Raw genomic sequence first — 26,394 nt, 5'->3', positions numbered from 1 at the left:
ATTCGTCGCGCTGATCCGATGGATCAAAAAAACTGCCGAGACCGATGGTTTTTTTTATGCCTATGCTTTTTCGCTCGCACACGCCAAGAGGACGCACCCATGACTGACTGGCCGCTGGCTCAGACCTTTCGTTTCAACGGGCACTCCGTGCGCTTCGCCGTCCGGGGCGACGGCCCGCCGCTGGTATTCGTGCATGGCACGCCCTTCTCTTCTTACGTGTGGCACCGGATTGCGCCGCATTTCATCACCACCCACCGGGTGCATTACTTCGACCTGCTGGGTTATGGGCTGTCAGAGAAAGTCGAGGGCGACGTGTCCCTGGGTGTGCAGAACGAATTGCTGGCCCGGCTGCTGGAGCATTGGGGCCTGGATTGCCCGGACGTGGTGGCCCACGATTTCGGCGGCGCTACCGTGTTGCGTGCGCATCTGCTCAATGGCAAGGATTACCGCAGCCTGACGCTGATCGACCCGGTGGCGCTGACGCCCTGGGGGTCGCCGTTCGTGCAGCATGTGCGTCAGCATGAGGCGGCGTTCAGCGGGCTGCCTGATTACATTCAGCGGGCAATCGTACCGACCTATGTTCGTGGGGCGATCAAACGTGACATCCCGGACGATGAACTCGCGCCTTATGTTCAGCCCTGGCTGGGGGATCCGGGGCAAGCGGCGTTTTATCGACAGATCGCACAGATGGATGAGCGTTATACCCGGGAGGTCGAGGGGCAATGCCCGGCCATTCGCTGCCCGGTTCAGATTCTTTGGGGGGAGGATGATCAGTGGATTCCCATTGAGCGTGGGCGGGCGTTGCACCGGATGATACCGGGATCGCAATTCTATCCGATCCCCAATGCCGGACACCTTGTTCAGGAGGATGCGCCTGAAGCCATCGTCGCGGCGTTGCTACGGTTTCTACCGCTCCAAAAATCCCCCTGAAGCAACCGACATCCCCTGTGGGAGCGGGCTTGCTCGCGAAAGCGGTGTGTCAGTCAATACATTTGTTTACTGAGCCACCGCTTTCGCGAGCAAGCCCGCTCCCACATGGGACGTGTGTTCCTTCAGATGGCACCGTTTTCGCGCCATCCCCCGAACCAAACGCCTTTGCCTCGTCTATAAATAACAACACCTGCCCCGTTTGGCACGGCCGCTGCAGCACCCTCGCGTCTTCCCACCCAGCAAGGAACGCCCCATGACGCAGAACGCTCCCGGCAACGACTACCCCCTCAGCGAAGTCCCGATGCACGCTCGCAAAGGCCTGACCTCCACGGCCATGGTATTGCTGGGTTTCACCTTTTTTACCGCGACCATGTTTGCCGGCGGCAAGCTCGGGGTGGCGTTCGGTTTCGGCGAGATGATGGCGGTGATCATCGTCGGCAATCTGCTGCTGGGGATCTACGCCGCCGGCCTGGGCTACATTGCGTTCAAGAGTGGCCTCAATTCGGTGCTGATGGGGCGTTTCTGCTTCGGTGAAATGGGCAGCAAGCTCAGCGACCTGATCCTCGGCTTCACCCAGATCGGCTGGTACGCCTGGGGCACGGCAACCGCCGCCGTGGTGTTGGGCAAGTATTTCGAATTGAGCGAGGGCACAGTAATGGGCCTGATGGTGCTGTTCGGCCTGCTGTTTTGCGCCACGGCCTATGTCGGTTATCGCGGACTGGAAATTCTGTCGTACATCGCGGTGCCCGCCATGATGTTGCTGCTGATGCTGTCGATGTGGGTCGCCACGACCAGGGTCGGCGGGCTCGATGGCTTGCTGGCGGTCGTGCCGACGACCACCCTCGATTGGTCGACCGCCCTCACGCTGGTATTCGGCACCTTTGTCAGTGGCGCGACCCAGGCGACCAACTGGACGCGCTTCTCGCGCTCGGCCAGGGTCGCCGTGCTGGCAAGCCTGATCGGTTTCTTTATCGGCAACGGCCTGATGGTGTTGATCGGCGCCTACGGAGCCATTGTCTACCAGCAACCGGATGTGGTCGAAGTGTTGCTGTTGCAAGGGTTCGCCATGGCCGCGATGGCGATGTTGCTGCTCAACATCTGGAGCACCCAGGACAACACCATCTACAACTTCGCCGTCGCCGGCTGCAACCTGCTGCGCACCGGCCGGCGCAAAACGGTGACCCTGGCCGGCGCAGTGATCGGCACGCTGTTGGCGCTGCTGGGCATGTACAACTATCTGGTGCCGTACCTGATTCTGCTGGGCACGGTAATTCCGCCGATCGGTGGCGTGATCATGGCGGACTTTTTTTATCGCTACCGCGGTCAATATCCACGTCTGGCCGATGCCCGCTTGCCGGCGTTCAATTGGCCGGGCCTGAGCGCTTATGCGATCGGCACTGTCGCGGCGTTCAGTTCGCCATGGGTCGCGCCTCTGGCAGGGATTGCCGCTGCCGCGCTAACGTATGTGATATTGACCGGGGTACTCGGCGCCCGTACCGCCAATGCACCACTAGAAGATCTATAAAAGGATTCGCCTGATGCACATCATCAACGCCCGCCTGCGCAACCAAGAAGGGTTGCATGAGTTGCACCTGAAAAACGGTCTGATCAGCAGTATCGGCCGACAGACCGAGGCGCCGACCCTGGGTCCCGATGATCTGGACGCCGGCGGCAATCTGGTAGTGCCCCCCTTCGTCGAGCCGCACATCCACCTTGATGCGACGCTGACTGCCGGCGAGCCGCGCTGGAACATGAGCGGCACACTGTTCGAGGGCATCGAGTGCTGGAGCGAGCGCAAGGTAACGATCACCGGGGAAGACACCAGGACCCGCGCCAGGAAAACCCTCCAGAGTCTCGCCGCCCACGGCATCCAGCACGTGCGCACCCACGTCGACGTCACCGACCCGCAACTGACGGCGCTGAAGGCGATGCTCGAAGTGCGCGAAGAAAGCCGACACCTGGTCGACATGCAGATCGTCGCCTTCCCCCAGGAGGGCATCGAGTCGTACCGCAATGGTCGGGAGCTGATGGAAGAAGCGATTCGCATGGGCGCCGATGTGGTCGGCGGCATTCCGCATTTCGAGTACACCCGGGACCAGGGGGTGAGTTCGGTGAAGTTCCTCATGGACCTGGCCGAGCGCACCGGGTGCCTGGTGGACGTGCACTGCGATGAAACCGACGACCCGCATTCGCGCTTTCTTGAGGTGCTGGCCGAAGAAGCCCGCAGCCGCGACATGGGTTCACGGGTCACCGCCAGCCATACCACGGCCATGGGCTCCTACGACAACGCTTACTGCGCCAAGCTGTTTCGCCTGCTCGGGCATTCCGGGATCAGTTTTGTCTCCTGTCCTACCGAAAGCATTCACCTGCAAGGTCGTTACGACAACTTCCCGAAACGCCGTGGCGTGACCCGGGTCAACGAGTTGCTCGAAGCGGGCATGAACGTGTGTTTCGGCCAGGACTCGATCGTCGACCCCTGGTATCCGCTGGGCAACGGCAACATCTTGCGGGTGCTCGAAGCCGGGCTGCATATCTGCCACATGCTTGGTTACCGCAATTTGCAAAGCGCGCTGGACCTGGTGACCGACAACAGCGCCAAGGCCATGGCCCTGGGTGATCGTTACGGACTCGAACGGGGGCGGCCGGCGAATTTGCTGATTCTGTCGGCGGACAGCGATTACGAAGTGATTCGCAGCCAGGGCTTGCCACTGTACTCGGTGCGCGCGGGCAAGGTATTGATGAAGCGGCAGATGCCGGTGGTGGAGTTTTTTGGGGATCAGGGCTGAATCTTGCGGTGACTCGGTGGGCCTCTTCGCGGGCAAGCCTCGCTCCTACAGGATTGATGTTCGTCGCAAACATCCGACATGACTCAAATCCCGTAGGAGCGAGGCTTGCCCGCGAAGGCGGTCTCGAAATCACCCCATCAACCGCGCCGTACCAAACAGGCTGACCCGACTCCACCACAACCTATCGCGAAACAGCGCCTGGCTGTGCAAGGATGTCACCCTGCCTGAACGCGAACCCGTCGGGACGCTGATCGAACCTCACCGGTGAGTCAATGTCCGTTGGAGACGCGACGTTTTTTGCCAAGGATTGATATGACCAACCTCAACACCCGGACCTCATTCGTTCCCGGGCGCCTGGAACAGATGTCCACGCGCATCGCCTTTTTCATCGCTGGGGCAGGCATTGCCGCGTGGGCGCCGCTGGTGCCTTACGCCAAGGCCCGGGCCGGGCTGGATGAAGGCACCCTCGGTTTGCTGTTGCTGTGCCTGGGGGTGGGCTCGATTCTGGCCATGCCGATGGCCGGGATCCTGGCCACGCGCTTCGGCTGTCGCCGGGTGGCGGTCGGCGGGACGTTGCTGATCTGCCTGGCCCTGCCGTTGTTGGCGACGGTATCCTCGATTCCGGCGCTGATTGCAGCGTTATTTCTGTTCGGCGCCGGGCTGGGCACGGTGGATTCGACGGTGAACCTGCAAGCGGTGATCGTCGAGCGGGCCAGTGGCAAGACCATGATGTCGGGGTTTCATGGCCTGTTCAGTCTTGGCGGCATCGTCGGGGCGGCGGGCGTCAGCGCCTTGCTTGGCCTGGGGGTGTCGCCGCTGGGGGCGACGCTGGTGGTGGACGTGCTGCTGCTGATCGCGCTGTGCAAGGCCGCGCCGCACCTGTTGCCCTACGGCAGCGAAAGTTCGGGACCGGCGTTTGCCATGCCCCACGGCATCGTGCTGTTCATCGGCGGGATGTGTTTCATCGTGTTCCTCGCCGAAGGCGCGGCACTGGACTGGAGCGCGGTGTTCCTGGCGCAGGAACGCGGGATCGACACCGCCTATGCCGGGCTGGGTTATGCGGCGTTTGCGCTGACCATGACCGTCGGGCGCCTGACCGGGGACGCAATCGTGCGGCGCCTGGGCGCCACCCGGGTGATTGTGTTCGGTGGGCTGACGGCGGCGTCGGGCCTGTTTCTGGCGACGTTCGCGCCAAACTGGGAGATGGCGCTGGTGGGTTATGCGCTGCTGGGAGCTGGCTGTTCGAACATTGTCCCGGTGCTGTACACCGCGGTGGGTAAACAGACGGTCATGCCCGAAAGCATCGCGGTGCCGGCCATCACCACCCTGGGTTATGCCGGGATTCTTGCGGGGCCTGCGGTGATCGGATTCATCGCCCATGGCAGCAGTTTGAGTTTTGCCTTTGGGCTGATGGCGGTGTTGCTGGTGGCGGTGGCGATTGGCGGGAAGGTGTTGAAGGTTTAAAAGCATCGCGGGCAAGCCTCGCTCCTACAGGGGATCTTCAGCGAACACAAAATTTGTGTTCGACGCAGATCAAATGTGGGAGCGGGCTTGCTCGCGAAAGCGGTGCATCAGGCAACATCTTTATCGACAGGAAAGCAGCCTTCGCGGGCAAGCCCGCTCCCACATTTGATCAGCGTCGTACATACCGGCTGTATGCGCAGAAGATCCCTGTAACGCACCTCGGTCTATCAGAACCCCACACTCGCCTGCACAAAGAACGTGCGCGGCGCGCCGACGTACATCCCCGAGTTGTTGTCGCTGGAGCGGGTGAAGTACTGCTTGTCGAAGATGTTCTTCACCCCCGCGCCGACTTTCAGGTTCGACAGCGTCGGGCCGAAGTCATAACCGCCGCGCACGTTCCAGGTGACGTAACCCGGAATGTCGCCGTACTGGCCATCTGCAGTGCCTTCGGTGATGTATTTGCCGCTGAAGCTGCCATCGGCGTTCACCGCAACGCCCGGCGAGCGCTGCTTGGACTGGGCGAAGGCATCAAGGTTGTAGGTCCAGCGGTTGATGTCGTAACGCAGGCCGGCAGTCGCCACCTGACGCGAATAGAACGGCAGGTCACGGCCCTTGAAGCCTGGAATTTCACCTTCGTAGACGGCGCGGGTGTAGGTGAACCCGGCATTGGCGGTCAGACCATCGAGGCGTGGGTCCAGTGCCGCCATGTCGTAGTGCACCGACGCCTCGATGCCCTGGTGCGTGGTCGCGCCGAGGTTGGTCCAGCCCGCGTCGTTGCTGATGTACTGCAACTCTTTATCGAAGTCGATGTAGAACAGCGTCACTTCGCCGCCCCATACATCATCGTTGTAGCGGGTGCCGAGCTCGTAGGTCTTGGCCTTTTCCGGTTCCAGGCCATTGGCGGTTTCGTCACCCGTGCCCCCTTGGCCGAGCTGGAAATATTGCAGGCTGCCGAACGAGGTTTCGTAGTTGGCGAACAGCTTCCAGGCATCGGACAGGTGATACATCACGCTCAGGGCCGGCAGCGGCTCGTTGCTTTCGATGCTGCGGTTCTTTTCCGGCACCGGACGGCCTGCGGTGTCGAGCACCGGGCGATCGTGCCAGTCGGTGCTGATGTGTTCGAAGCGGATGCCCGGGGTGATTGTCCAGTTACCCACATCGATCTTGTCGTCGACATACACCGAATTGGCTTCAGTGCCGCCGGTACGATCCTGATACACATGCCCGTCCGAACCCGGACGCACCACCGGCTCGTTGTTGACCAGCGCCAGGCGGCTGGCCTCTTCGTGCATGGCTTCCTTGAGGTAGCGATAACCGACACTGACTTCCTGGGTGGTCGGGCCGACGTCGAACACACGGGACACCCGCGGCTCGATGCCGAAGGTGTAGTAGGTGCGCGGGAACGAGCCCAAGGTCTTCTGGTCGCGGGCGGCGATGTTGCTGCCACGGAAGCTGTCGGTGTAGTAGGTCAGCACTTCGGCCTGGGTGCGGTCGTCGATCTGCCGGGTCCACTTGAACGAAACGTCCTTGCGGCGCCCGCTGAAATTGTCGTTGTTGCGGTCGGACTGAAACGGATCGGCGTCGTACTGCGCCTGGGTCAGGCCGCCGGGCATGTCGGCGCTGGCGTCGTAGTAGTGAAAATTGAGGCTGAAATCGTCGACATCGGTGGGCGCCCAGTGGGTCTTGAGCAGCACGTCGTCGATGTCGTTGCCGTGGTTGCGTTCACGGTAACCGTTGCCGTTCACGCCCGAGTACAACAGCGCCATGCCGATGCCGTTGTCCGCGGTGCCGCCGACGAACGCCGTGTCGATATGCTTCCAGCCACCGTGCTGGGAGGTTTCCAGGTTGCTGCCGATTTCAGCGGAGGCTTTCTCCGGGATCGCGCGGGTCACGAAGTTGATCACGCCACCGACGTTCTGCGGTCCGTAACGCACGGAACCGGCACCGCGAACGACGTCGATGCTGTCGAGGTTGCCGGAAGAAATCGGTGCCATGGACAATTGCGGCTGACCGTAGGGGGCAAAGGCTGCCGGCACGCCGTCGATCAGCACGGTGGAGCGTGGCGACAGGCGCGAGGTCAGGCCACGCACGCCGACGTTCAGGGAAATGTCGCTGCCGCCGGTGCCATTGGCCTCCTGCACTTGCACACCGGCACGCGCTTCAACGCGTCGCCCACGTTCATCGCGCCTTGCTCGATCATCGCCTCGCGGCGGATCACGGTACGGGCGCCAGGGTGGTTTTGCACCACGGCGGCATCCGCGTCACCGAGCCAGTCGCCGACCACCTTGATGTCAGTCACGCCAAGTTCCAGCGGCCCATTGACTGCGGCACTGGGTGCAGGCAGCAAGGTCACCGAGCCTTCGTCGATCTGGTACTGCAGACCGCTGCCTTGCAGCAGCTGGCGCACAGCGTCCTCGGGCGAGAGGTTGCCGTCCACCGCCGGGGCCTGCTTGCCGGCGACCAGCTCCGGGCTGAAAAACACCTGCAGCGAGGTTTGCTGGCCCAGTTCACTCAAGGCCTGGCCCAGGGGTTGCGCCGGAATATGAATAGCGTCGGCGGCAAAGGCCTGGGGCAGCGCAACGTTGACCGCCAGGGCGAGGGCCAGGGGCAACCAAGGGAATTTGTTGTTTTTAGCGGTGGTTTTTTTCACGTCGAACGGAGTCCTGTGGATCGCAAGAGTGTGCGTTTGTTAATGCAAACCAGTTGCAGTTGGACTAGAAGACGATGAACTCGAAAAAAACCTGAATCTATTTTGAAATTATTTGCTGGCTGCCGTCATCCAGGGTCCGCACGACCACCGGCAGAATGCTCGGCAGGGCCTTGAGCAGGGCGTCGGTGTTATCGGATTTGAACACACTGGTCAGGCGTAGATTGCCCACTTTGTCGTTGCCGACGGTCAGCGGTTTCTCCCGATAGCGCGACACTTCTTCGGCGACGTCGCGAAGGCTGGCATTGTTGAACACCAGTTTGCCGCTGCGCCAGGCGGTCAGTTCCGCAGGATTGACCGCATAGGCGGCGGCCACTTTGCCCTGGGTATCGACCCGCGTGCCAAGGCCGGCGGTGAGGCTGATGAAATCGTGGTCGGCAGCGTCCCTTCCCTGGACCTTGACCGTGCCCTGCTCCACCACGACCCGGGTTTCAGAGGCGCTGCGACGCACGTCGAAGCGGGTGCCGGTGACCGTGACCTTGCCGCTGCCCGCCTCGACCACGAACGGCCGGTCACTGTCGTGTTCGACGCTGAACATCGCTTCGCCCTGCGTCAACTCGATGCGGCGCCGGTCATGTTCGTAGCGCACCTGGACGCGACTACGGCTGTTCAGGTCGATCACCGAACCGTCGGGCAACGCCACCTGCTGTCGCTCACCCAGGGTCGTGGAAAACTCGGCGGTGTAGCTCGCCGACTGATTCAAATGGCTGAACAATCCCAACCCGACTGCCACGGCCAACACACCGGCGGCCACCGCATACCGCAGCAGCGGGCGACGTTTACCACGGGCCGCCGGGGCTTCGCACAAGGCCTGCAGACGCGCCGCAGGCAGCAGATCAGCCGCCGTCCACAGCCCCTCGATCAATTGAAATTCGTCGCGATGCTGAGGGTGTTCGTTCAGCCAACGCTCGAAGCGTCGACGTTCTTCGACGTCCACGGCCGGTTCCTGCAAACGCACAAACCACCGCGCCGCCTCGTCGCGAACCGTTGTTTGCCCGCACGCGCAATCACGAGTATCCATCATGGAAGTTCCTGTCTGGCCGGGGATGAGAAAGCGCGGCCGATCATGGTTGCAACCCGTCCAGACGGTCGCGCAGATGCCTCAGGGTGCGGATCATATACTTTTCCACCATGTTCTTGGACAGCCCCAGGCGTTCGGCGATTTCAGCCTGGGTCAGGCCTTCGATCTTCTGCCAGACGAACACCTTGCGGCAGTTGATCGGAAGTTCGGCGAGCGCCCGCTCGATGGAATCAGCCAACTGGATCGCATGCATGAAATGCTCCGGGTCGCCGGACGACGACACACTGTGATCGATCGCCTCCGACTCCATGGCGCCCCGCCGATCCTCACGCCGATAACCATCCACCGCGATATTGCGCGCGGTCTGGTGCAAGTACGCCCGAGGTTGCACCACCGCTGCCGAATCGGACTCAAGCACCCGCACGAAGGTGTCGTGGGCCAGATCCTCGGCCTGATGACGATTTCTCAGGCGACGGGTCCAGGTGCCAACCAACTCTTCGTAATGCTCGAAAAAGCGGTGTCTGCGGGGCAGCTTGGGGGTCATTGCGGCGTGCTGTGAAGACGGGGCGTGAATAGTAATGCTTCCTATTAACCGGACGCAATGGATTCCAGACCGGGGCCTGCCTTGCCAATCCAGGTCATACGCAAAATGACGGGCAGCCGAGTTGCGGCTCGTCTGCCCGTCCAAGGGAAATCCACACAATCGTTCTTACATACAGCCGAGTCTCATAGGCACCACCAGGAAGGAGGCAGGACGATAACCAGCGGTCATCCAGACCCCATCCGGGGTTGCACGGTGTTTACTCAACTCGCGTTCTCATCGATCCCCGATTGCAAGGATTGTCTGTCGAAACGACCGCCAACGGTCCCCGGACCGACTTTGATACTGCGCTCACCGGGAATCGAGACCTCGGGTTTGCTGCCCTCGGTGGCCGGTTTCTGCGGCAGATCGAGTCCACCCCTGACGCTGTAGTCGAGGTTGCTCAAGGTCGTGGTGCCGACGTTGGAATCGCCCAGACCCACGCGGCCTTCAGCCGATGCAATCCGAGCCCCCGTCAGTTGCGTCGTGCCGCCGACCTTGAGATTCACTCCCTGTGAACCGCTGATAGCGGAAGCCTGGCCCACGCTGTCCTTGTACGCATAGGCACCATCGAACTTGAGGGTCGGCTTGTAATCCATACCCTTGAGCCCGGCGTTTGCCGCCAGTTTGTCCTGGTCGACCGGCGCGGCTTTCTTGCCGGTCAGCCCCAGGTCAAGATCAGCCTTGACGGTGGTCTGGCGGTCCTGACGGCTTTGCACGCTCAAATCGCCGGCGACCGTGCCACTGACCTTCCCGGCATCGATCCGCGCTCCCGCCAATTGCGCATCGCCCGCACTGTTGAGTTCGGCGCTGTCCGCCTTGATCCGGCTGTTCTGCTCAGTGGTGCTGTTGAGGTAATCGACCCCGACCTTGGCCCCGGCATTCAATCCGAGGTCGCTGGACGCGACGCTTTCGCTGGCGGTGGGTGTACTGCTGCCAAGGTTGCCCCCGGCCTTCAGCTCAAGACTCAAGCTGCCGCGGTTATGCGTGGACTGCGCGGATTGCAGCTGGATCCCGCCCTTCTGTGCCTCAAGACGTACGTCCGGCGCATTGACTTGAGCGCCTTGCAGGTAAATCGAATCGCCGCTGAGCCCGATCCTTTGCTCGCTCTTGAGTTCGCCGCCAGTCAAGGTCCGCGTCGCTTCATTCTCCCGACCGGCGTTGAGGTTGAAGCCGAGGTTTCCGGCCTTGTCAACGCTGTTCTCCTTGCTGGTTTTACTGCCGCCCACGGTCAGACCGCCGCCGAGATGGCTGTTCTTGACGACATGGGTACCGCTCGCCGCTTGCACATCCAGTTTGCCGCCGACGTCCAGGTCTATCGCCCCCGGCAAGTCGATGCGGGTCCCTTGCAGCACCAGGTCGCCGCCGCTGCTCAATGTCACCGGGCCCTGGCCCTCGATACTGGCGACGCGGGCCTGGCTGTCCCGGGTCTGGCCGCCTTTATAATCGAGCTGCGCACCGGCACCGAGATTGATATTGGTGCCGTTGGTGCCAGGCAGGGTGCCGACTTTCAGCGAGGCTTTGCCGCGCAGGCTGGACGTGTCGCTGTCCTGACGGTCGTTGGCTTGATTCAGCGCCAGGTTGCCGCCGGCCTTGATCGTCACGCCGCCCTCCCCGCCATCGAACTGGCTGCCCTCGAACTGCCCGTCGCCACCCAGGTTGATGTTTACCCCCTGGCTGCCGGTGTAGCGGCCGACCACTGCGGTGGACGTGCTTTTCTGTGTCTGAAGGCTGCCACCCTCACCGCTGCCGGCCACGTTCAGGTCTTCCCCGGTCTTGGTGTAGACCCGTACGTCAACCTTGGCGTCCAGCGCCTTATCGGTGCTGCCATGGGTGATGCTCGCGGCGTTGGCGATCAACTGACCGGCGCTGATATTGACCTTCCCGGCGCTGGCCTCATACCGGGTGCCCTGGTCCTGCAACAGGCCGGTGACCTTGACGTCTACGGTACCGCCCTGGAACTGACTGACTCTATCGCCGCTGTTTTGCACTTGGCGGCCGGCACTCTGATGCCCGATGGCGACATCGATCCCGAGATCAGGCTGACCGAGCTTGCCCAATGCGCCCACGTCCGGGACCTTGGCCTCGATGGCGCTTTTTACGGCATCGGCGATAGGCCTGGCGATGTCCTTGTACTCGAGGTTGACACCCATGTCGGCCGACCAGTTGCGGTCCTTGTGCGTACTGCTGTCCGTGTCCCGCGCCACGCGGTTGTCAATTTCCCCGGCGTCGACCACCAGGTCTTTGCCAGCCCTGACTTGCGCCCCTTCAGTGATCAGTTTTTCGGCATTGATGTTCAGCTTGCCGCTGCTCTGGACCTTGCTGGTTTGGGCTGTGGTTGTGTCGCGGATGTCCTGGGAGGTCGAATGCGCGAAGTCCAGGCCACTGCCTACGCGATCAAGGCCGCCGGTGTAGTAAAGACCGCCGCCGGTGTTGCGCTGGTCCGTCGAGGTGTGTTGACTGTCCTGTTCGGCCAGCAGTGCAACGGTTTTGCCCTGCAGGGACGTATCGCCCGCGGTGGCCTGCACGTCTGCGCCCTTGAGCGTCAGTTCGCCGCCGGCCTTCACCTGCACGTCAGCGCCGGCCAGGCTGGAGCCTTGCTGGCGCACTTCGTTGCCGGTCAGGGTTTGCGTCTTGTCTTCAAAACGCACGCCTGCGCGGTACTGGCCGGCGTCCGGCGCGTTTTCTTTGGCGTAGGCATCGAAGCCACGGCTGGCAGTGGTATTGCTGCTGTCGACGGTGTCCTGCGCCGAATGCACCTTCACATCTCCCGCCGCGTCCACATTGAGCGTACCGCCCGCCTTGACCGTGGAGCCCGCGACTTCGATGTCCATGGCGCTCTTGAGGGTGAGGTTGGTGTCCGACGTCAACTCGCTGCGCACCGTGGTGCTGTCCCGGGTGTTTTGGCGAGTTTCATTTTTGCTGATGCCGAAAAACTTGCTGTCCTTGTCGTGGTTGTTGAGGTGGGACTTGTCCTGCACGCCATCGATGATCAGTGAACCCTTATCGGTGATGACGCTGGACTCCGTAGTGCCGCGCACCTGGCTGCCGGTGATGCGCACGTCGCCGTCGGCCTTGACGATCAATTTGCCGGCGGCATTGATCGCGCTGCCCTGATGCAGGGTCTTGCCCTGGTCCGTATCGCCGGTCTTGCCAAAGAACCCGCCGCCGACCAGATCGCCCGAATAGCGATCGTCGCGTTTGAACTCGGTGCGGGTGGCGGTGGTGATTTCCACCTGTTTTGCGGCGAGCAGGACATCGTTCGGACTGGTCACTTGCGCGCCTTCAGAGCGCAGCAACCCGGTCGCGGTCAACGCGATGTTGTCGCCCTTCAATTGCGTGGTGACGCTGCGTTGCTCTTCGCTGCGGTTGTCCCAGCTTTCTTTCCACAGGTGTTTGCGGTGTGTGCCCCGATCGGACTTCGTCTTGCTTTCAATGGCTGACGTGAGGCGCAGATCACCGCCGCTCTGCACCCTGAGATCTTTCGCCGCCTCGACCCGGGCGCCTTGGAGTTCGGTATCGCCGCCGGAGGACAGATCCACATCACGGCGGGCAATGATCTGGCTGCCGTGCTGCCGCGAATCGCCCTCGGTTTGGGTCTGCTCGAAGGTTTCCCAGGTGATGCCGAGGGTGTCTTTTCTCCAGGTGTTGCGTTTTTCCTGGAGCCAACGGCTTTCCACAGTCGTCAGCTTCAGGTTGCGTCCGGCGCCGACCTTGACATCACGACCACTGACATCGACGGCCGCCATCATCAGGTCCTTGCCGCTGTGCAAGCCGACATCGCCCTGGCTGCTGTGCACGCCGGCTCTCACCACATCAAGGCTGTCGGACACGAGCCCGCCGCTGATGACGAGATCGCCGGACGAACGAATCTGTACGCCATCTCGACCGGCAACCTGCACCGGGCCGACTCGCACGCCCGCGCCTTCTGCAGTGCTGATAATATTGATGCGCCCGGCCTGCATGGCGCCGAACAGACTGGCGTCGATGCGGCCGTCGCTGCTGTGACCGCTGGGGTCGACGTCCCGCACCTGCCCGCTGGCGTAGTCCACTGAATGGCGTCCGACCGTGAGGTTCAAGTCATCGCGAGCGCCAAGCTTGCCGTCGCTGTCGATACGCGGAGCGATCAGGTTGATCGAGCCTTCACTGTTGTGTGCACCCGCGCCCCGGACGTTCAGCTCACCCGTGGCATCGCGGGTGCTCAGGGCTTGCAGCTTGCCTTCGTTCAGCTCGGGGCGCCCGACCACGAAATGTGCATTTGGCGTGTTGATGAAACCAGCGCCATTGAGCGAAATGCCGTTGGGGTTGGCCAGGACGTAATCGGCGCCACGGCCGAAGATTTCCTGGAGGCCATTGATGGCCGAGGCGTTGCGGCTGATCACTTCGTTGAGGATCACGCTGGCCGCCTGCCCCTGGAACTGCGGGTTGGCGGCCAGTTCCCCGGCGAGTTGCGACTGCCCGGCTTGCAGGGCGTTGTTCAGGACCAGGCCCTGGCGGTCGACGTTGTAGTCGAGAAACTGGTTATGGGACAGCCCGGAACCGTTGGGCGCAACGATATTGACGATGGGCACGCCGTCCCGGGTCTGCAATTGCGCGGTGCCGCCGGGTCCGGGCGCGACCACCACGCCCGTCGCCAGGGCGTTTGGCACAGGCGCGATGAGAAACAGGCTGGCAATCGCCCAGCGCAATTTGCCGCAGGGAGCAAGATGGAACGCAAAGGGTTTTGCTGACATAAAAACCTCTCGATTCAAGTGCGGTATCACGGCGCGCTGGAAGGACTGTCGTGGCTGGCGCGCACAGCACCATCGGCAGTTTTGTAAGATTCATATCTGCAATCCCACGCGCATCAGCCAGGTCGGTGGCTCGTGCTTGAAATGGCTGGGCAGGCTGAAGCTGCGTTGGTAATCGAGGTCCACTTGCAGGTTTTTCCAGCTCAGGTTGACCCCGACGCCGCCCCCGCTCATACGTTGGCTCGGGGCGCCGCGACCGGCCTGGACCGCGCCGCTGTCCAGCCCCAGGCGCGGGGTGATCTGCACCGGCAAGTCGGTTTGCAATGGCAGGCGCAAGGTGTTGCGCCAGATAGCCCCGCTGGCACCGGACGCGCTGTTGATCCGGTATCCGCGCACCGCCGAATCGTCGGTGGCCAGCAGTTGCTCGATGGCCGGCAGAGGGTCAGGGCTGTATTGCACGTTGAGCTGGCTCTGCCATTGCCAGGCCTGCTGGCCCAACCTGCCGTTGCGCCACTGACCGAGGCTGGCGCGGTACTTGCGAAACTGCGCCTTGGGCTGACGGTCGAACCGGCGCTCGGCATCATCGTCCGCGCCAAACCAGCGCAGGCCCTGAGCGTAATTGAGGTCCAGGTTCCACACCGCACTGTCGAGCCAGAACAGATTCAGCCCGGCTTCGGCCACGGTCAGAGTCGGGCTCTGAATCGCCAGGCGCGAGCGCTCCAGGTAACTGTCGACCTCTTTGTGCGCCAGTTGCAGGTTGGCGCTGAGTTGATGGCCCTGACCGCGCCATAACACTCGATCGGCGCGCAGGCTGAGCTGATCGGTCGTGCCGGTGCTGTGAAACGTCAGGCTGCTGAGCTTGAATGGCGCACGATATTCCCCATGGCTGGCAAAGACGCTCCAGGTCCAGTAACCGTAGGGAATGGCGTAGTACAGGCTGGCGCTGCGGCTGTAGCGATCACCCTGATTGACGGTGTCGCCGAAGCTTAAATTGAACACATCATTGATTTGCAGCGGCGAGTCCAGACCAAGACTGAGCGTATTACGGTCGCGCCCGGTGCTGGCGCCGCCGAGATTGTCCAGGCCCAGGTTCAACGCCCAGCGCGATTGATCGCGGGAGCGCGAGCGCAAGATGATCCGCGAGGCGCCAGGCTCGCTGCCGGGGGCGATGTCGGCGCTCAGGTCCACGGAACGCAGGCGGTTCAATTGATCCAGACCCTGCTCCAGATCCCGCAGGTTCAGCGCCTTGCCGAGCATCCCGGGAAACGCTCCCCCGAGGGCAACCGGCAGGCTCTGGTCGGCCAGCTCGATGGACTCGACGTAGCCTTCATCGACCAGGATATCCAGCGACTGCCCGGCCTCTGGCGTCGTACCGAGGTAGGGCCGACTGGCAATGTAACCCGCTTGCACATAGAGCTCGGTAATGCTCGCCAGCACCTGGTTGATCTGGTTTGCGCCCATGCACGGCGACAATTTCGGGGTGATGCGCTGGTTAAGTGTCTTGCGGTTGATCAGCGTGACGCCACCGACGCGCACCCCGCTGATGGACCAGCATCGCTCATCGACAGCCACTGGGTCGGAGTTCTCTGGCGCGGTCGGTGTGCCACTGAAACTGCCGCGTTCCAGTTGTCGGCGGCGTTGTTCCAGTTGCATCTGTTGCAGGTCGCGCTGTTGCTGTTGTTGCTGGCGTAATACTTCCTGTCCGGGGGCGGAAGACTCGGCGGCATAGAGTGGTGAAATACTCAAACCCAGCAACAAGGCTGACAATGGCGAGCGCGGAGTGGGACGACGAGGTACAACGCGAATAGGATTCGGCACCTGACTTCCTGACATCTCTGAAAGGGCGCAATGCCATTTCGTCTATGCGACGGATCATTGGAAAGTTGCCGAATTTATTCAACATGGTAATGACGACTGCTTAAACACCTTAAGCGTACTAGTTCAACTAGCGCCCTACTTTTACTTCATCTTTCTTACTTAAATTTTCTTGCTTCCTACTCTTTATTCAACTTTCTATGTTTCGTTTCCTACTCGCGCCTGACTTTTTGCCGACTTTTCCTACATGGCCGCCTAGCCCTTCCGTCACTCCTCGTTTTTTCCAGATTTCGGCTTCCTACATCCGACCTGACGATCGGCAGCGAAAATGATTTGCAACGAAATATTACATGCATCATATTATGGTCGTAATAACAAATTTCGACAGGCCATCCACCATGACCAGCATGCCCAGCCTTGAATCCGACCTTGCGCTCCCAGTGAAATCCCCCAGGCCTGCCCTGCTCAGGCGCCTGTTGCTATTGACTGCCGCCATCGCCGGCCTGGTGATCGCGGGGTTGTACGCGAGTCACTGGTGGACCGCCGGCCGTTTCATCGAAGAAACCGACGATGCCTACATCGGTGCCGACGTGACGGTGATCGGGCCAAAGGTCGCGGGGTATATCGAAGAAGTGCTGGTCACCGACAACCAGCAGGTCAAGGCCGGCGACGTGCTGATTCGGCTCGATTCCCGTGACTACCGCGCCAACCTGGCCAAGGCCGAAGGTGCGGTGGCTGCCGAGCAAGCGTTGCTCGCCAACCTCGACGCCACCGAACAACTGCAACACGCGGTGATCGGCCAGGCCCGTGCCGGGATCGATGCCGCTGGCGCCGAAACCGCCCGTTCACGGGACGACAATACACGCTACAAACGCCTGGTCAGCAGCAATGCCGTCTCGGTGGAAAGTGCCCAGCGCGCCGACGCCACCTTCAAGACTGCCCAGGCGCTGAGTGCCAGGGCCCAGGCCGAACTGCTGGCCGCACAACGCCAGCTGGTCGTGATCGAAACCCAAAAACAACAAGCCCGCGCTGCGTTGATGCAGGCCCGGGCCGAGCGTGACCTGGCGCAACTGAATGTTGGCTACACCGAGCTGCGGGCGCCGATCGATGGCGTGATTGGCAATCGTCGGGCGCGAGCCGGCGCTTATGCCCAGGCCGGTTCGCAACAGCTGTCGGTCGTGCCGGCCCGCGGGCTATGGGTTGACGCCAATTTCAAGGAAGATCAATTGGCACGCATGACGCCGGGCCAGCGGGTGATCATTCATGCCGACGTGCTCTCGGGACAGCCATTCCACGGTCATCTGGACAGCCTCGCCCCGGCCAGCGGTTCGCAATTCAGCGTACTGCCGCCGGAAAACGCCACCGGCAACTTCACCAAGATCGTGCAGCGGGTGCCGGTGCGAATCCTGCTCGACCCGGCCGACGGCGTGCTTGGCCATCTTCGTCCGGGCCTGTCGGTGACCGCTGAAGTGGATACCCGCCAGGCGCCTGAAACCCCAGCCGTGGCCAGCGCACCATGAGCCGCGACCTCGCCGCCCCCGCGCAACCATTCGATGCCGCGAGCATGGCGACGGCGACCAAGGTCTTCGCCTTCGCCAGCATGTGCATCGGCATGTTCATCGCCCTGCTGGATATCCAGATCGTCTCCGCCTCGTTACGGGATATCGGCGGCGGACTTTCGGCGGGCACCGACGAAACCGCGTGGGTACAAACCAGTTACCTGATCGCCGAAATCATCGTGATTCCGCTGTCCGGTTGGCTGTCCCGGGTGTTCTCGACTCGCTGGCTGTTCTGCGCCTCGGCGGTGGGTTTTACCCTGGCCAGCCTGCTCTGCGGCGCGGCCTGGAACATCCAGAGCATGATCGCCTTCCGTGCCCTGCAGGGGTTTCTCGGCGGTTCGATGATCCCGTTGGTGTTCACCACCGCGTTTATTTTCTTCAGCGGCAAACAACGGGTGATCGCTGCTGCAACCATCGGCGCGGTGGCCTCATTGGCACCGACCCTGGGGCCGGTGATCGGTGGCTGGATCACCGACATTGCGTCTTGGCACTGGTTGTTCTACATCAACCTGGTACCGGGGATTTTCGTCGCTGTGGCGGTGCCGATGCTGGTCAAAATCGACCAGCCGGAACTGTCGCTGCTCAAGGGTGCCGACTACCTGAGCATGCTGTTCCTGGCGCTGTTCCTCGGCTGCCTGGAATACACCCTCGAAGAAGGCCCGCGCTGGAACTGGTTCAGCGACAGCACGATCCTGACCACGGCGTGGATCAGCGGACTGGCCGGTCTCGCCTTCATCGGCCGCACCCTGCACGTGGCCAATCCGATCGTCGACCTGCGGGCCCTGAAAGACCGCAACTTCGCCCTCGGCTGTTTCTTTTCGTTCGTCACCGGAATCGGCCTGTTCGCCACTATTTACCTGACGCCGCTGTTTCTCGGCCGGGTGCGTGGTTATGGTGCGATGGACATTGGCCTGGCGGTTTTCTCCACCGGGGTGTTCCAGATCCTGGCGATTCCGCTGTACGCCTTCCTGGCCAACCGCATCGACCTGCGCTGGATCATGATGACCGGCCTTGGGCTGTTTGCCCTGTCGATGTGGGATTTCAGCCCGATCACCCATGACTGGGGGGCCAGGGAATTGATGCTGCCGCAGGCCTTGCGCGGGATTGCCCAGCAATTGGCGGTGCCGCCCGCCGTTACCCTGACCCTCGGCGGACTGGCGCCGTCGCGGCTCAAGCATGCCTCGGGACTGTTCAATCTGATGCGAAACCTGGGGGGCGCCATTGGCATCGCTGCGTGCGCGACCATCCTCAATGACCGCACCAACCTGCATTTCACCCGACTGGCCGAAAACCTCAATAGCAGCAACGAAGCGTTGAATCAGTGGCTGGCCCAAGTCGGCAACAACTTCGCCGTCCTTGGCCAGAGCGGCGACGTCGGCGTCACCGCCAGCCTGCGCCACCTCTGGTTGCTGACCTACCGCGAGGCCCAGACGCAAACCTACGGCGACGCGTTCCTGATGATCATGGTCGGCTTCATCCTCGCCACGGCGATGGTGCCCTTGATGCGCAAGGTGCATCCACCGGCCGCGCCGAGTGCGGATGGTCATTGAGAACGCTCGTGGGTCTATACGTTAGATCAATATCACTGGAGGCTGTGCGGCCTCCAATCAACCAGTCAACTACGACGCACCCTCTTATACCGGCACTTTTGCGACACCTCGAACTCGCCAACCCTATTGAACCTGAACCACGATCTGTGATTTCAAATCGCTTACCATTGAGCCAATCACTGAACTCATACCTTTGAAATCATCAGGACTGCACAACGCACTGGGGTTGTAAAATTTCAAGTAGCGACGAACAACCACTGCACCAGGCTCTTTTAAGTAGCTGGAGGTGTACTCGAACTTCTCATGCCGCAAGGTCATTGACTTAGGCACCGCGACAATACTGACCTCTTTTGCAAATTCAAAACGCGCCTGCTCTTCAGTCACTCCCGAGATGCAGGTAAAGGCCTGAACACGGTCGCTCTCCGCTGCGAAGGTAAAAACGTTCTGCGCAATACCTCCAACGAAGCTGCTCATAGTGAAAACGCCCGTAGGCCCCGGCAAGGCAACCAGATTCTCCGACAGACCGACCATTTCTATTGAAAGTTCGTTATTGCCGGCCTCAAGTGGGGTGGCGCTGAACTCTCCTTTGCCCTTCTGTCCGTAGCTCGCCAGGAGTTTTTGCACCAACTGATTTCTATCAACAACGCTCATGGCGTTAACAGCGTAACGATTGGGTTCTGCTGCCCAACCTGTAATTCGGGATGAGTGGGTAAAGTCAGCCTCACCGTTTGCGCGAACCTTGAACACCGTGTTGCTCTCAATCTTTCCGCCTTGGGTAGAAGGTGTGCGTCCCAGCGTTCCTGACTTGCTGAAAACGACAGGTTTATCCAGGTTGAAAATAGGCAGATAACCGCCCGCAACCCCTTCTGCGGTCGAGTCCAGGTAAAGATCCAGTGCTGGAATATAGGTAATAACATGATTAATCACACCCAGGGTTGGGACCTTGGGCAAGGTATAAGCATTCTCGGAATTTAGAAGCGCCGGTGTACTCTCGATAGCCACCGCCGCAAGCAATGACTCCAACAACACTACGTGATCTTTGCAGTCTCCATAGCGATTGGCCAGAATCGTTTCGACCGGATTGGGAACGACACTGCCCGCCCCTACATAGACTGCAACATAGCGGATATTTTTTCGTACCCAATCATTCAGGGCAATCGCTTTGTCCCGAGGGTCAACCAGATGGGCGGTTATCGTTTGTGCCAACTGACTTATTTCTGCTGTTACACGACTCTTCGCCCGGGCATCGTAAGCCTGGGCAAATGCCTGGAAGTCAGGAAATGTAGAAACTGCTAGATACTGGCCGTAATCCTGATAAGCGACAGAGCCATTTTCGATACGAGCTTTTTTTTCAGGGACATTGTCCCAGCGGTAAATGGTTCGTCCCGCCATAGTGACAGGATCGCTGGCCTTGAAGCCTCGAGCATCGGCGTACAATGGCATGCTCTGCGGCAAGTCATAAACAAGCGTGTATTGCTTGGTAGGGTGAAACGTGGGATGTGATAACGACTCGAAGTGCTGTGGGAACAATGCAGTGTTGCGATGTGTTTTGAATCGAATAAAAAGGCGGTCACCCACAGCGACGTCGGGAAAGATGACCACCTTGACCAACGTGTCCTGAAACATTGGTGCGTCTGCTGATCCGCGCTCTTGTTGCTCTTTGATCTGGTCAGGCTGGACCACAAACTTGCGACCATCCGGCTTTTGCGTGAATGCCTCGACAACCTCCAGATTTTCAAGGCTTCGGTTGTAGTTCAAATAATATTGTGCATAAACCTTAACGGCCCGCTCTTCGTTAATCAAGATCACTACGTCATGGGTGGCTATGAAGCTGCCATCTGCGTTAATGACATACTTGCGAATATCTTTTTCGATTGTGACCGAGGTGTCTGCGCCATCGTTATTGGCCAATGCCGGGGTGACTGCCATAAGACAGCAGGCGATGAACCCAAGCAATCGCAAATACTGGAAGATAGAAAGTCGCATATATGAACACACTTGATAAATTAGATGTGTTCGCAATATACCGCAGCATTACGTCAAAAAATGCACCTCCCTCGACGCTGAAAGTAGAATCAGAACACTCCTACATAGGTCCTACAGAAACGTCCTTCAGATGACCATAGTCCGTTTCATCCTCGCCACGGCGATGGTGCCTTTGATCGCAAGGTGCAACTACGGGCCGTGGCGAGTGAATATTGAGACTTGCGTGTTACTCCTGAGGCATCTTGCGAAAACCTACCGCCAGGCGGTTCCAGCTGTTGATGGTGGAAATCGCCACGCTCAGGTCGACCATTTCCTTGGGGCTGAACTGGGCGGCCGCCAGTTCATAGTCTTCATCCGGCGCGTGGGTCAGGCTGAGCTGGGTCAAGGATTCGGTCCAGGCCAGGGCGGCGCGCTCGCGCTCGGTGAAAAACGGCGCCTCGCGCCAGGCGGTCACGGCGAACAGGCGGCGTGGCGTTTCACCCCCCTTGATTGCATCGGCGGTGTGCATGTCGATGCAGAAGGCGCAGCCGTTGATCTGCGAGGCGCGCAGCTTGACCAGTTCGATCAGCGACTTTTCCAGTGGCAGCTTCGACACGGCGGTTTCCAGGGCGATCATGGCTTTGAGGGCGTCGGGGGAAGCGGTGTAGAAATCGATACGAGGTTGCATGGTGGGCTCCAGTAACAAAGGATGTGGCGCTACGTTAATCCCGCACCGACAGCTAGCAAATAGCCAATTATTGTGAAGTCGAGGATGCCAATGGGCTGGCTCGAAAATAATCCACATGGGTAATTGCCATCACTGCACCGACATCAATTGATGGCCGGCCCGGTTGGCATGGTTTGGCAACATGCGCCGTTCGAGGATTGGAACAGTGATGACCGCACCCTGGTCGGTGAACAACTTGTTCGCCTGGCGCCGACTGACGGCTCACTCGATTGCACCCGCCCCCGTGACCTTCGAACCCCTACGCTCGGTTGCGCAACCACTGCAGAAAACCCCTCTTCTCCACAGCCTTAGGCACTTCCTCGGTGAGCGTGCGAGCCTTGTTCAAGCGGAAATCCAGCAGCGCCTTCATCGCCTCGCCGATGTCATGCCGCGCATCCAGGCAGGGTTTGAGGTATTCCTTCTCGATCCGGTACAGGCTGCAGAATGTCTTGGCGGTGAACTGCGCCTGGAGTGCCGTATCGGACAATATCCCGCCCTCGCCGATCACCTCGCCCGGCCCCATGCGCCCGGACTCGAACAGGACGCCGCCACGGCTCAGCTCCACCGAGACCACCCCGGATTCGATGATCAACAGATGATCGCTGACCTCCCCTGCCGGCAGAATCAGTTCGCCGGCGCGGAAGGTTTGCAGTGTCATGTTCTGGCTGAAGGTTTCCTTCTCTTCCTGACGCAGGGTCGAGAAAATGTTCGAGGTGTCGAGCAATGCCCGTGGCCGTGACAGGTTGGCCTGTGCATTCGATTCGACGCTCGACAACAGGCTGACACCGGATGCATGCAAGTGCCGGAACGCCAGGTCGAACAGCTGATTGCGCACCATGCGCTTCTGATCCATGGATTCGACGAAACCGCTGATCTCGTATTCCATCCCGGTGCTGCTGGAGCTTTTCAACGAGACGCTGGGTGCCGGTTTGCTCAATAACTGACGGCAGCCCTGCATGGCCCGTTCCAGGGCTTCGATCACCGTGTTCGGACGGGCGTGGGGGCTCAGTTGCAAGCTGATCGAGACGCCGAAAATGTCGCTCGGGCGGCTGAAGTTGATGATCTTGGCCTTGGCCGCCAGTGAGTTGGGGATCACTGCCATGCTGCCCTGGGCGGTCTGCAGGCGCGTGGCGCGCCAGTCGATGTCGGTGACCCGGCCTTCGGTGCCGTCGATGGAGATCCAGTCATCCAGTTGATAGGGTTTGGTGGTGTTGAGGACGATCCCGGAGAACACGTCACTGAGGGTGCTTTGCAGGGCCAGGCCGACGATGATCGCCAACGCACCGGACGTGGCCAGGATGCCCTTGACCGGAAGTTCGAGCACATAGGCCAGCGCGGCGATGACGGCGATCAAAAAGATCACCGCACCGAGCAAATCTTGCAATAACCGCCCGGTGTGCCCGACCCGTTGCATCATCACCGCGCCGATCAGCACCGTCAGGGTTCGCGCGCCGAACAGCCACCAGCCGATCTGCAAACCGGTCGCCGCCAGGTGCAATGGGACGTTGTCGGCCCAGGGCGCCGGCTCCAGCGGGTTCAGGCCTTCGTTGAACAGCACGACGCTGAACAGCGAGAAAATCACCAGCCGCACCACCAGTTTCCAGTGCCTGCCATTGGCACTGATCAACCGCCACAGGCCGAGATCGATCAGGATCAGGACCAGGGCGCAGAGCAATGGATGATCGGTGAGCAGGGACAGCATCGAGCGACTCCAGACACGTGCGGATGGGCACAGTGTAGGAGCAATTGATGCCCTGAGAACAATGCAAAACCTGTGGGAGCGGGCTTGCTCGCGAAAGCGGTGTGTCAGGCGACATCAATATTGACTGGGCCGCCGTCTTCGCGAGCAAGCCCGCTCCCACAGGATATGTGTGTTGGCCGGGTTACTTGCTATTGGTCAGGGTGTTGTAGCTGGTCATCAGGTTGCGGTAATCCGGGATGTGGTTGGAGAACAACGTGCCCAGGCCTTCCACGTCATTGCGCCAGTCACGATGCAGCTCACAGGCCAGGCCGAACCAGGTCATCAATTGCGCGCCGGAGGACGACATGCGGTCCCAGGCCGATTGACGGGTCAGTTCGTTGAAGGTACCGGAAGCGTCCGTCACCACAAACACATCGAAGCCTTCAGCCAACGCCGAGAGTGCCGGGAACGCCACGCACACCTCGGTCACTACGCCGGCAATGATCAGTTGTTTCTTGCCGGTGGCCTTGATCGCCTTGACGAAGTCTTCGTTGTCCCAGGCATTGATCTGGCCTGGACGGGCGATGTACGGCGCGTCCGGGAACAGCGCCTTGAGCTCGGGCACCAGCGGACCGTTGGGGCCGGTTTCGAAACTGGTGGTGAGGATGGTCGGCAGCTTGAAGTACTTGGCCAGGTCGGCCAGGGCCAGCACGTTGTTCTTGAAACGGTCAGGTTCGATGTCGCGCACCAGAGACAGCAGGCCCGCCTGATGATCCACCAACAGAACGGCGGCGTTATCCTTGTCGAGACGTTTGTAAGAAGTCGTCATGGGGAAATCCTCGCTTTTAATCGATGCCGAACGGTGCCGGCGTGAGTGAACTCTGTTTTTCGTCAAATGCGGCCAGGCAAGCGTAGTCAGCCAAACCTGGCACGCCACAGCGCTGTCGCATTGATTCAACCGCTCATCTGGCCGAACCGGCCGGACTGGAAGTCGGCGAAGGCCTGGTGAATCTCCTGCTCGGTATTCATCACGAACGGACCGTGACCGACGATCGGCTCGTCGATCGGTTCGCCGCTGAGCAGCAACACCACAGCATCGTTGTCGGCTTCCAGGCTGAGCTGATTGCCGTCGCGCTCGAACAACGCCAATTGCCCTTCCCGCACCGGCTCCACACCGTTGACCTGAACCGTGCCACGCAACACGACCAGTGCCGTGTTACGACCTTCGTGCAGGTCCAGGGTCAGCAACTTGCCGCCATTGAGGCGCAGGTCCCAGACGTCAATCGGGGTAAACGTACGCGCCGGGCCGGTGTGGCCGTCGAACTCACCGGCGATCAAGCGCAGGCTGCCGGCCTGGTCCTTGAGCGGGATGCTCGGGATGTCACCATCGAGAATCGTCTGATAACCGGCGTCGGCCATCTTGTCCTTGGCCGGCAAGTTGACCCACAGCTGCACCATTTCCAGGGTGCCGCCGCTCTTGGCGAAACCTTCGGAGTGGAACTCTTCGTGGAGAATCCCCGACGCTGCGGTCATCCACTGCACGTCGCCTGGGCCGATCTTGCCCCCGCTGCCGGTGGAGTCGCGGTGCTCCAGCTCGCCCTTATAAACGATAGTCACGGTTTCGAATCCGCGGTGCGGATGCTGACCAACGCCACGTCGCTCGGTGGTCGGGGTGAATTCGGCAGGGCCTGCGTGATCCAGCAGCAGAAACGGGCTGATGTGTTTGCCCAGATTGTCGTAGGAAAACAGGGTGCGAACCGGAAAGCCGTCGCCGACCCAATGGGCCCGTGGACTGGTGTAGATACCGATGATGTTTTTCATCTTTCCTCCCATTCGGTGATATGACGCGATGGGTAAAGCTTAAAACTGAAGCCTTTGATGCACTAGACTGCAAAAATCAGTCTTAGCGTTCTATATGGAGAACGATGGTGGAAGACCTCAACACCCTCTACTACTTCACCCAAGTGGTGGAGCACCACGGTTTCGCTGCGGCCGGGCGGGCGCTGGACATGCCCAAGTCCAAGCTCAGCCGACGCATTGCCGAGCTCGAAGAGCGCCTCGGCGTGCGCCTGCTGCACCGCACCAGTCGGCATTGTTCGCTGACCGAAATCGGCCAGGCCTATTACCAGCGCTGCCTGGCCATGTGCGTGGAAGCGCAAAGCGCCGCCGAACTGATCGAACGCAACCGCTCCGAACCCCAGGGGCTGGTGCGCATCAGTTGTCCCACCGCCCTGCTCAATTCCTGGGTCGGGCCGATGCTGACCCGCTACATGCTCAAGTACCCCTTGGTGGAATTGTTCATCGAAAGCACCAACCGCCGGGTCGACCTGATCCACGAAGGGTTCGACATCGCCCTGCGGGTGCGCTTTCCGCCGCTGGAAAACACCGACATGGTGATGAAGATACTGGGCAACAGCACCCAGAGCCTGGTGGGCAGCCCGGCTTTTTGCGAACGCCTGTCGACACCCGCTGCCCCGGCCGACCTCAGCGGTCTGCCGAGCCTGCATTGGGGCACGGCGCAGCGTGAATATCAGTGGGAACTGTTCGGCACAGGTGGCGCCAGTGCGGTGATTCGACACGCGCCGCGCATGGTCACCGATGACCTGTTGGCACTGCGTCACGCGGTGCTTGCCGGGATCGGCATCGTCCACCTGCCCAACGTGGTGGTGCGCGATGACATCGCCGCCGGACGCCTGGTGGAGCTGGTGCCGGGCTGGGCCCCCAAGTGCGGGATCGTCCACGCGATATTCCCGTCGCGTCGCGGGTTGCTGCCGTCGGTGCGGACGTTGATCGACTTTCTGGGCGAGGAGTTCAGCCATAGCGATATTGCCTAGGGGAGCGGCGCTGACCGAGGGTGGATTTTTGATGGGAATGGGCGG

The 26,394-nt window shown here is 60.8% G+C and carries 16 protein-coding genes and 1 pseudogene; 7 read left to right on the top strand and 10 right to left on the bottom strand.

Annotated features, from left to right (window positions below):
* The first annotated feature begins 99 nt into the window (after nucleotides 1–99).
* The 4 genes from F8N80_RS11560 (at nucleotide 100) to F8N80_RS11545 (ending at nucleotide 5,180) form a co-directional block, all read left to right on the top strand.
* Entirely contained in the window at nucleotides 100–930 is an 831-nt protein-coding gene (locus F8N80_RS11560) for an alpha/beta fold hydrolase (RefSeq protein ID WP_150783907.1), read from the top strand.
* Nucleotides 931–1,183: 253 nt separating this feature from the next.
* Nucleotides 1,184–2,455, top strand: coding sequence for a cytosine permease (gene codB / locus F8N80_RS11555; protein WP_150783906.1), 1,272 nt, complete (start codon nucleotides 1,184–1,186; stop codon nucleotides 2,453–2,455).
* 13 nt (nucleotides 2,456–2,468) lie between these two features.
* Nucleotides 2,469–3,716, top strand: a complete 1,248-nt coding sequence (gene codA, locus F8N80_RS11550) for a cytosine deaminase (RefSeq protein ID WP_150747354.1) — start codon at nucleotides 2,469–2,471, stop codon at nucleotides 3,714–3,716.
* Between the two features lie 312 nt (nucleotides 3,717–4,028).
* On the top strand, nucleotides 4,029–5,180 hold the full coding sequence (locus F8N80_RS11545) for an MFS transporter (protein ID WP_150783905.1): 1,152 nt from the start codon (nucleotides 4,029–4,031) through the stop codon (nucleotides 5,178–5,180).
* Between the two features lie 227 nt (nucleotides 5,181–5,407).
* On the opposite strand, the pseudogene F8N80_RS11540 reads toward F8N80_RS11545, so the two are convergent.
* The 5 genes and pseudogenes from F8N80_RS11540 to F8N80_RS11520 all read right to left on the bottom strand — a co-directional run bounded on the left by F8N80_RS11540 (nucleotide 5,408) and on the right by F8N80_RS11520 (nucleotide 16,051).
* Nucleotides 5,408–7,830, bottom strand: a pseudogene (locus tag F8N80_RS11540) (TonB-dependent siderophore receptor).
* A 97-nt stretch (nucleotides 7,831–7,927) separates the two neighbouring features.
* Complete coding sequence (locus F8N80_RS11535; RefSeq protein WP_150783904.1) at nucleotides 7,928–8,911, bottom strand: FecR family protein; 984 nt, start codon at nucleotides 8,909–8,911, stop codon at nucleotides 7,928–7,930.
* 40 nt (nucleotides 8,912–8,951) lie between these two features.
* A complete protein-coding gene (locus F8N80_RS11530; RefSeq protein WP_150783903.1) occupies nucleotides 8,952–9,452 on the bottom strand; it encodes a sigma-70 family RNA polymerase sigma factor in 501 nt (166 codons plus the stop codon).
* A 260-nt stretch (nucleotides 9,453–9,712) separates the two neighbouring features.
* Complete coding sequence (locus F8N80_RS11525; RefSeq protein ID WP_150783902.1) at nucleotides 9,713–14,221, bottom strand: hemagglutinin repeat-containing protein; 4,509 nt, start codon at nucleotides 14,219–14,221, stop codon at nucleotides 9,713–9,715.
* A 90-nt stretch (nucleotides 14,222–14,311) separates the two neighbouring features.
* Entirely contained in the window at nucleotides 14,312–16,051 is a 1,740-nt protein-coding gene (locus tag F8N80_RS11520; RefSeq protein ID WP_150783901.1) for a ShlB/FhaC/HecB family hemolysin secretion/activation protein, read from the bottom strand.
* Nucleotides 16,052–16,431: 380 nt separating this feature from the next.
* Between F8N80_RS11520 and F8N80_RS11515 the strand changes: the two genes are divergently transcribed.
* Entirely contained in the window at nucleotides 16,432–17,553 is a 1,122-nt protein-coding gene (locus tag F8N80_RS11515; RefSeq protein WP_150783900.1) for an HlyD family secretion protein, read from the top strand.
* Nucleotides 17,550–19,142: a DHA2 family efflux MFS transporter permease subunit gene (locus F8N80_RS11510; protein WP_150783899.1), complete on the top strand. Its 1,593-nt coding sequence runs from the start codon at nucleotides 17,550–17,552 to the stop codon at nucleotides 19,140–19,142. The genes F8N80_RS11515 and F8N80_RS11510 overlap by 4 nt, the downstream gene beginning before the upstream one ends.
* A 123-nt stretch (nucleotides 19,143–19,265) precedes the next feature.
* Here the strand turns inward: F8N80_RS11510 and F8N80_RS11505 are convergent, their stop codons facing one another.
* From F8N80_RS11505 to F8N80_RS11480, 5 genes are all read right to left on the bottom strand, one after another.
* Complete coding sequence (locus F8N80_RS11505) at nucleotides 19,266–21,128, bottom strand: DUF3857 domain-containing transglutaminase family protein (protein ID WP_150747345.1); 1,863 nt, start codon at nucleotides 21,126–21,128, stop codon at nucleotides 19,266–19,268.
* 226 nt (nucleotides 21,129–21,354) lie between these two features.
* A complete protein-coding gene (locus F8N80_RS11500; RefSeq protein WP_150783898.1) occupies nucleotides 21,355–21,795 on the bottom strand; it encodes a carboxymuconolactone decarboxylase family protein in 441 nt (146 codons plus the stop codon).
* Nucleotides 21,796–22,093: 298 nt separating this feature from the next.
* Entirely contained in the window at nucleotides 22,094–23,536 is a 1,443-nt protein-coding gene (locus tag F8N80_RS11495) for a mechanosensitive ion channel family protein (RefSeq protein ID WP_150783897.1), read from the bottom strand.
* A gap of 181 nt (nucleotides 23,537–23,717) precedes the next feature.
* Nucleotides 23,718–24,344 carry an isochorismate family cysteine hydrolase YcaC gene (gene ycaC, locus F8N80_RS11485; protein WP_150747341.1) on the bottom strand — a complete coding sequence of 209 codons (627 nt, stop codon included), beginning with the start codon at nucleotides 24,342–24,344 and terminating at the stop codon, nucleotides 23,718–23,720.
* A gap of 125 nt (nucleotides 24,345–24,469) precedes the next feature.
* Nucleotides 24,470–25,336, bottom strand: a complete 867-nt coding sequence (locus F8N80_RS11480; protein WP_150783896.1) for a pirin family protein — start codon at nucleotides 25,334–25,336, stop codon at nucleotides 24,470–24,472.
* 104 nt (nucleotides 25,337–25,440) lie between these two features.
* Between F8N80_RS11480 and F8N80_RS11475 the strand changes: the two genes are divergently transcribed.
* A complete protein-coding gene (locus tag F8N80_RS11475; RefSeq protein WP_150747339.1) occupies nucleotides 25,441–26,349 on the top strand; it encodes a LysR substrate-binding domain-containing protein in 909 nt (302 codons plus the stop codon).
* Nucleotides 26,350–26,394: the final 45 nt, after the last annotated feature.

The organism is Pseudomonas fluorescens, assembly GCF_902497995.1.
GTDB lineage: Bacteria > Pseudomonadota > Gammaproteobacteria > Pseudomonadales > Pseudomonadaceae > Aquipseudomonas > Aquipseudomonas fluorescens_BK.
Note: the sequence above shows the minus strand (reverse complement) of the source record. Positions and strands in the feature narration are given on the sequence as shown.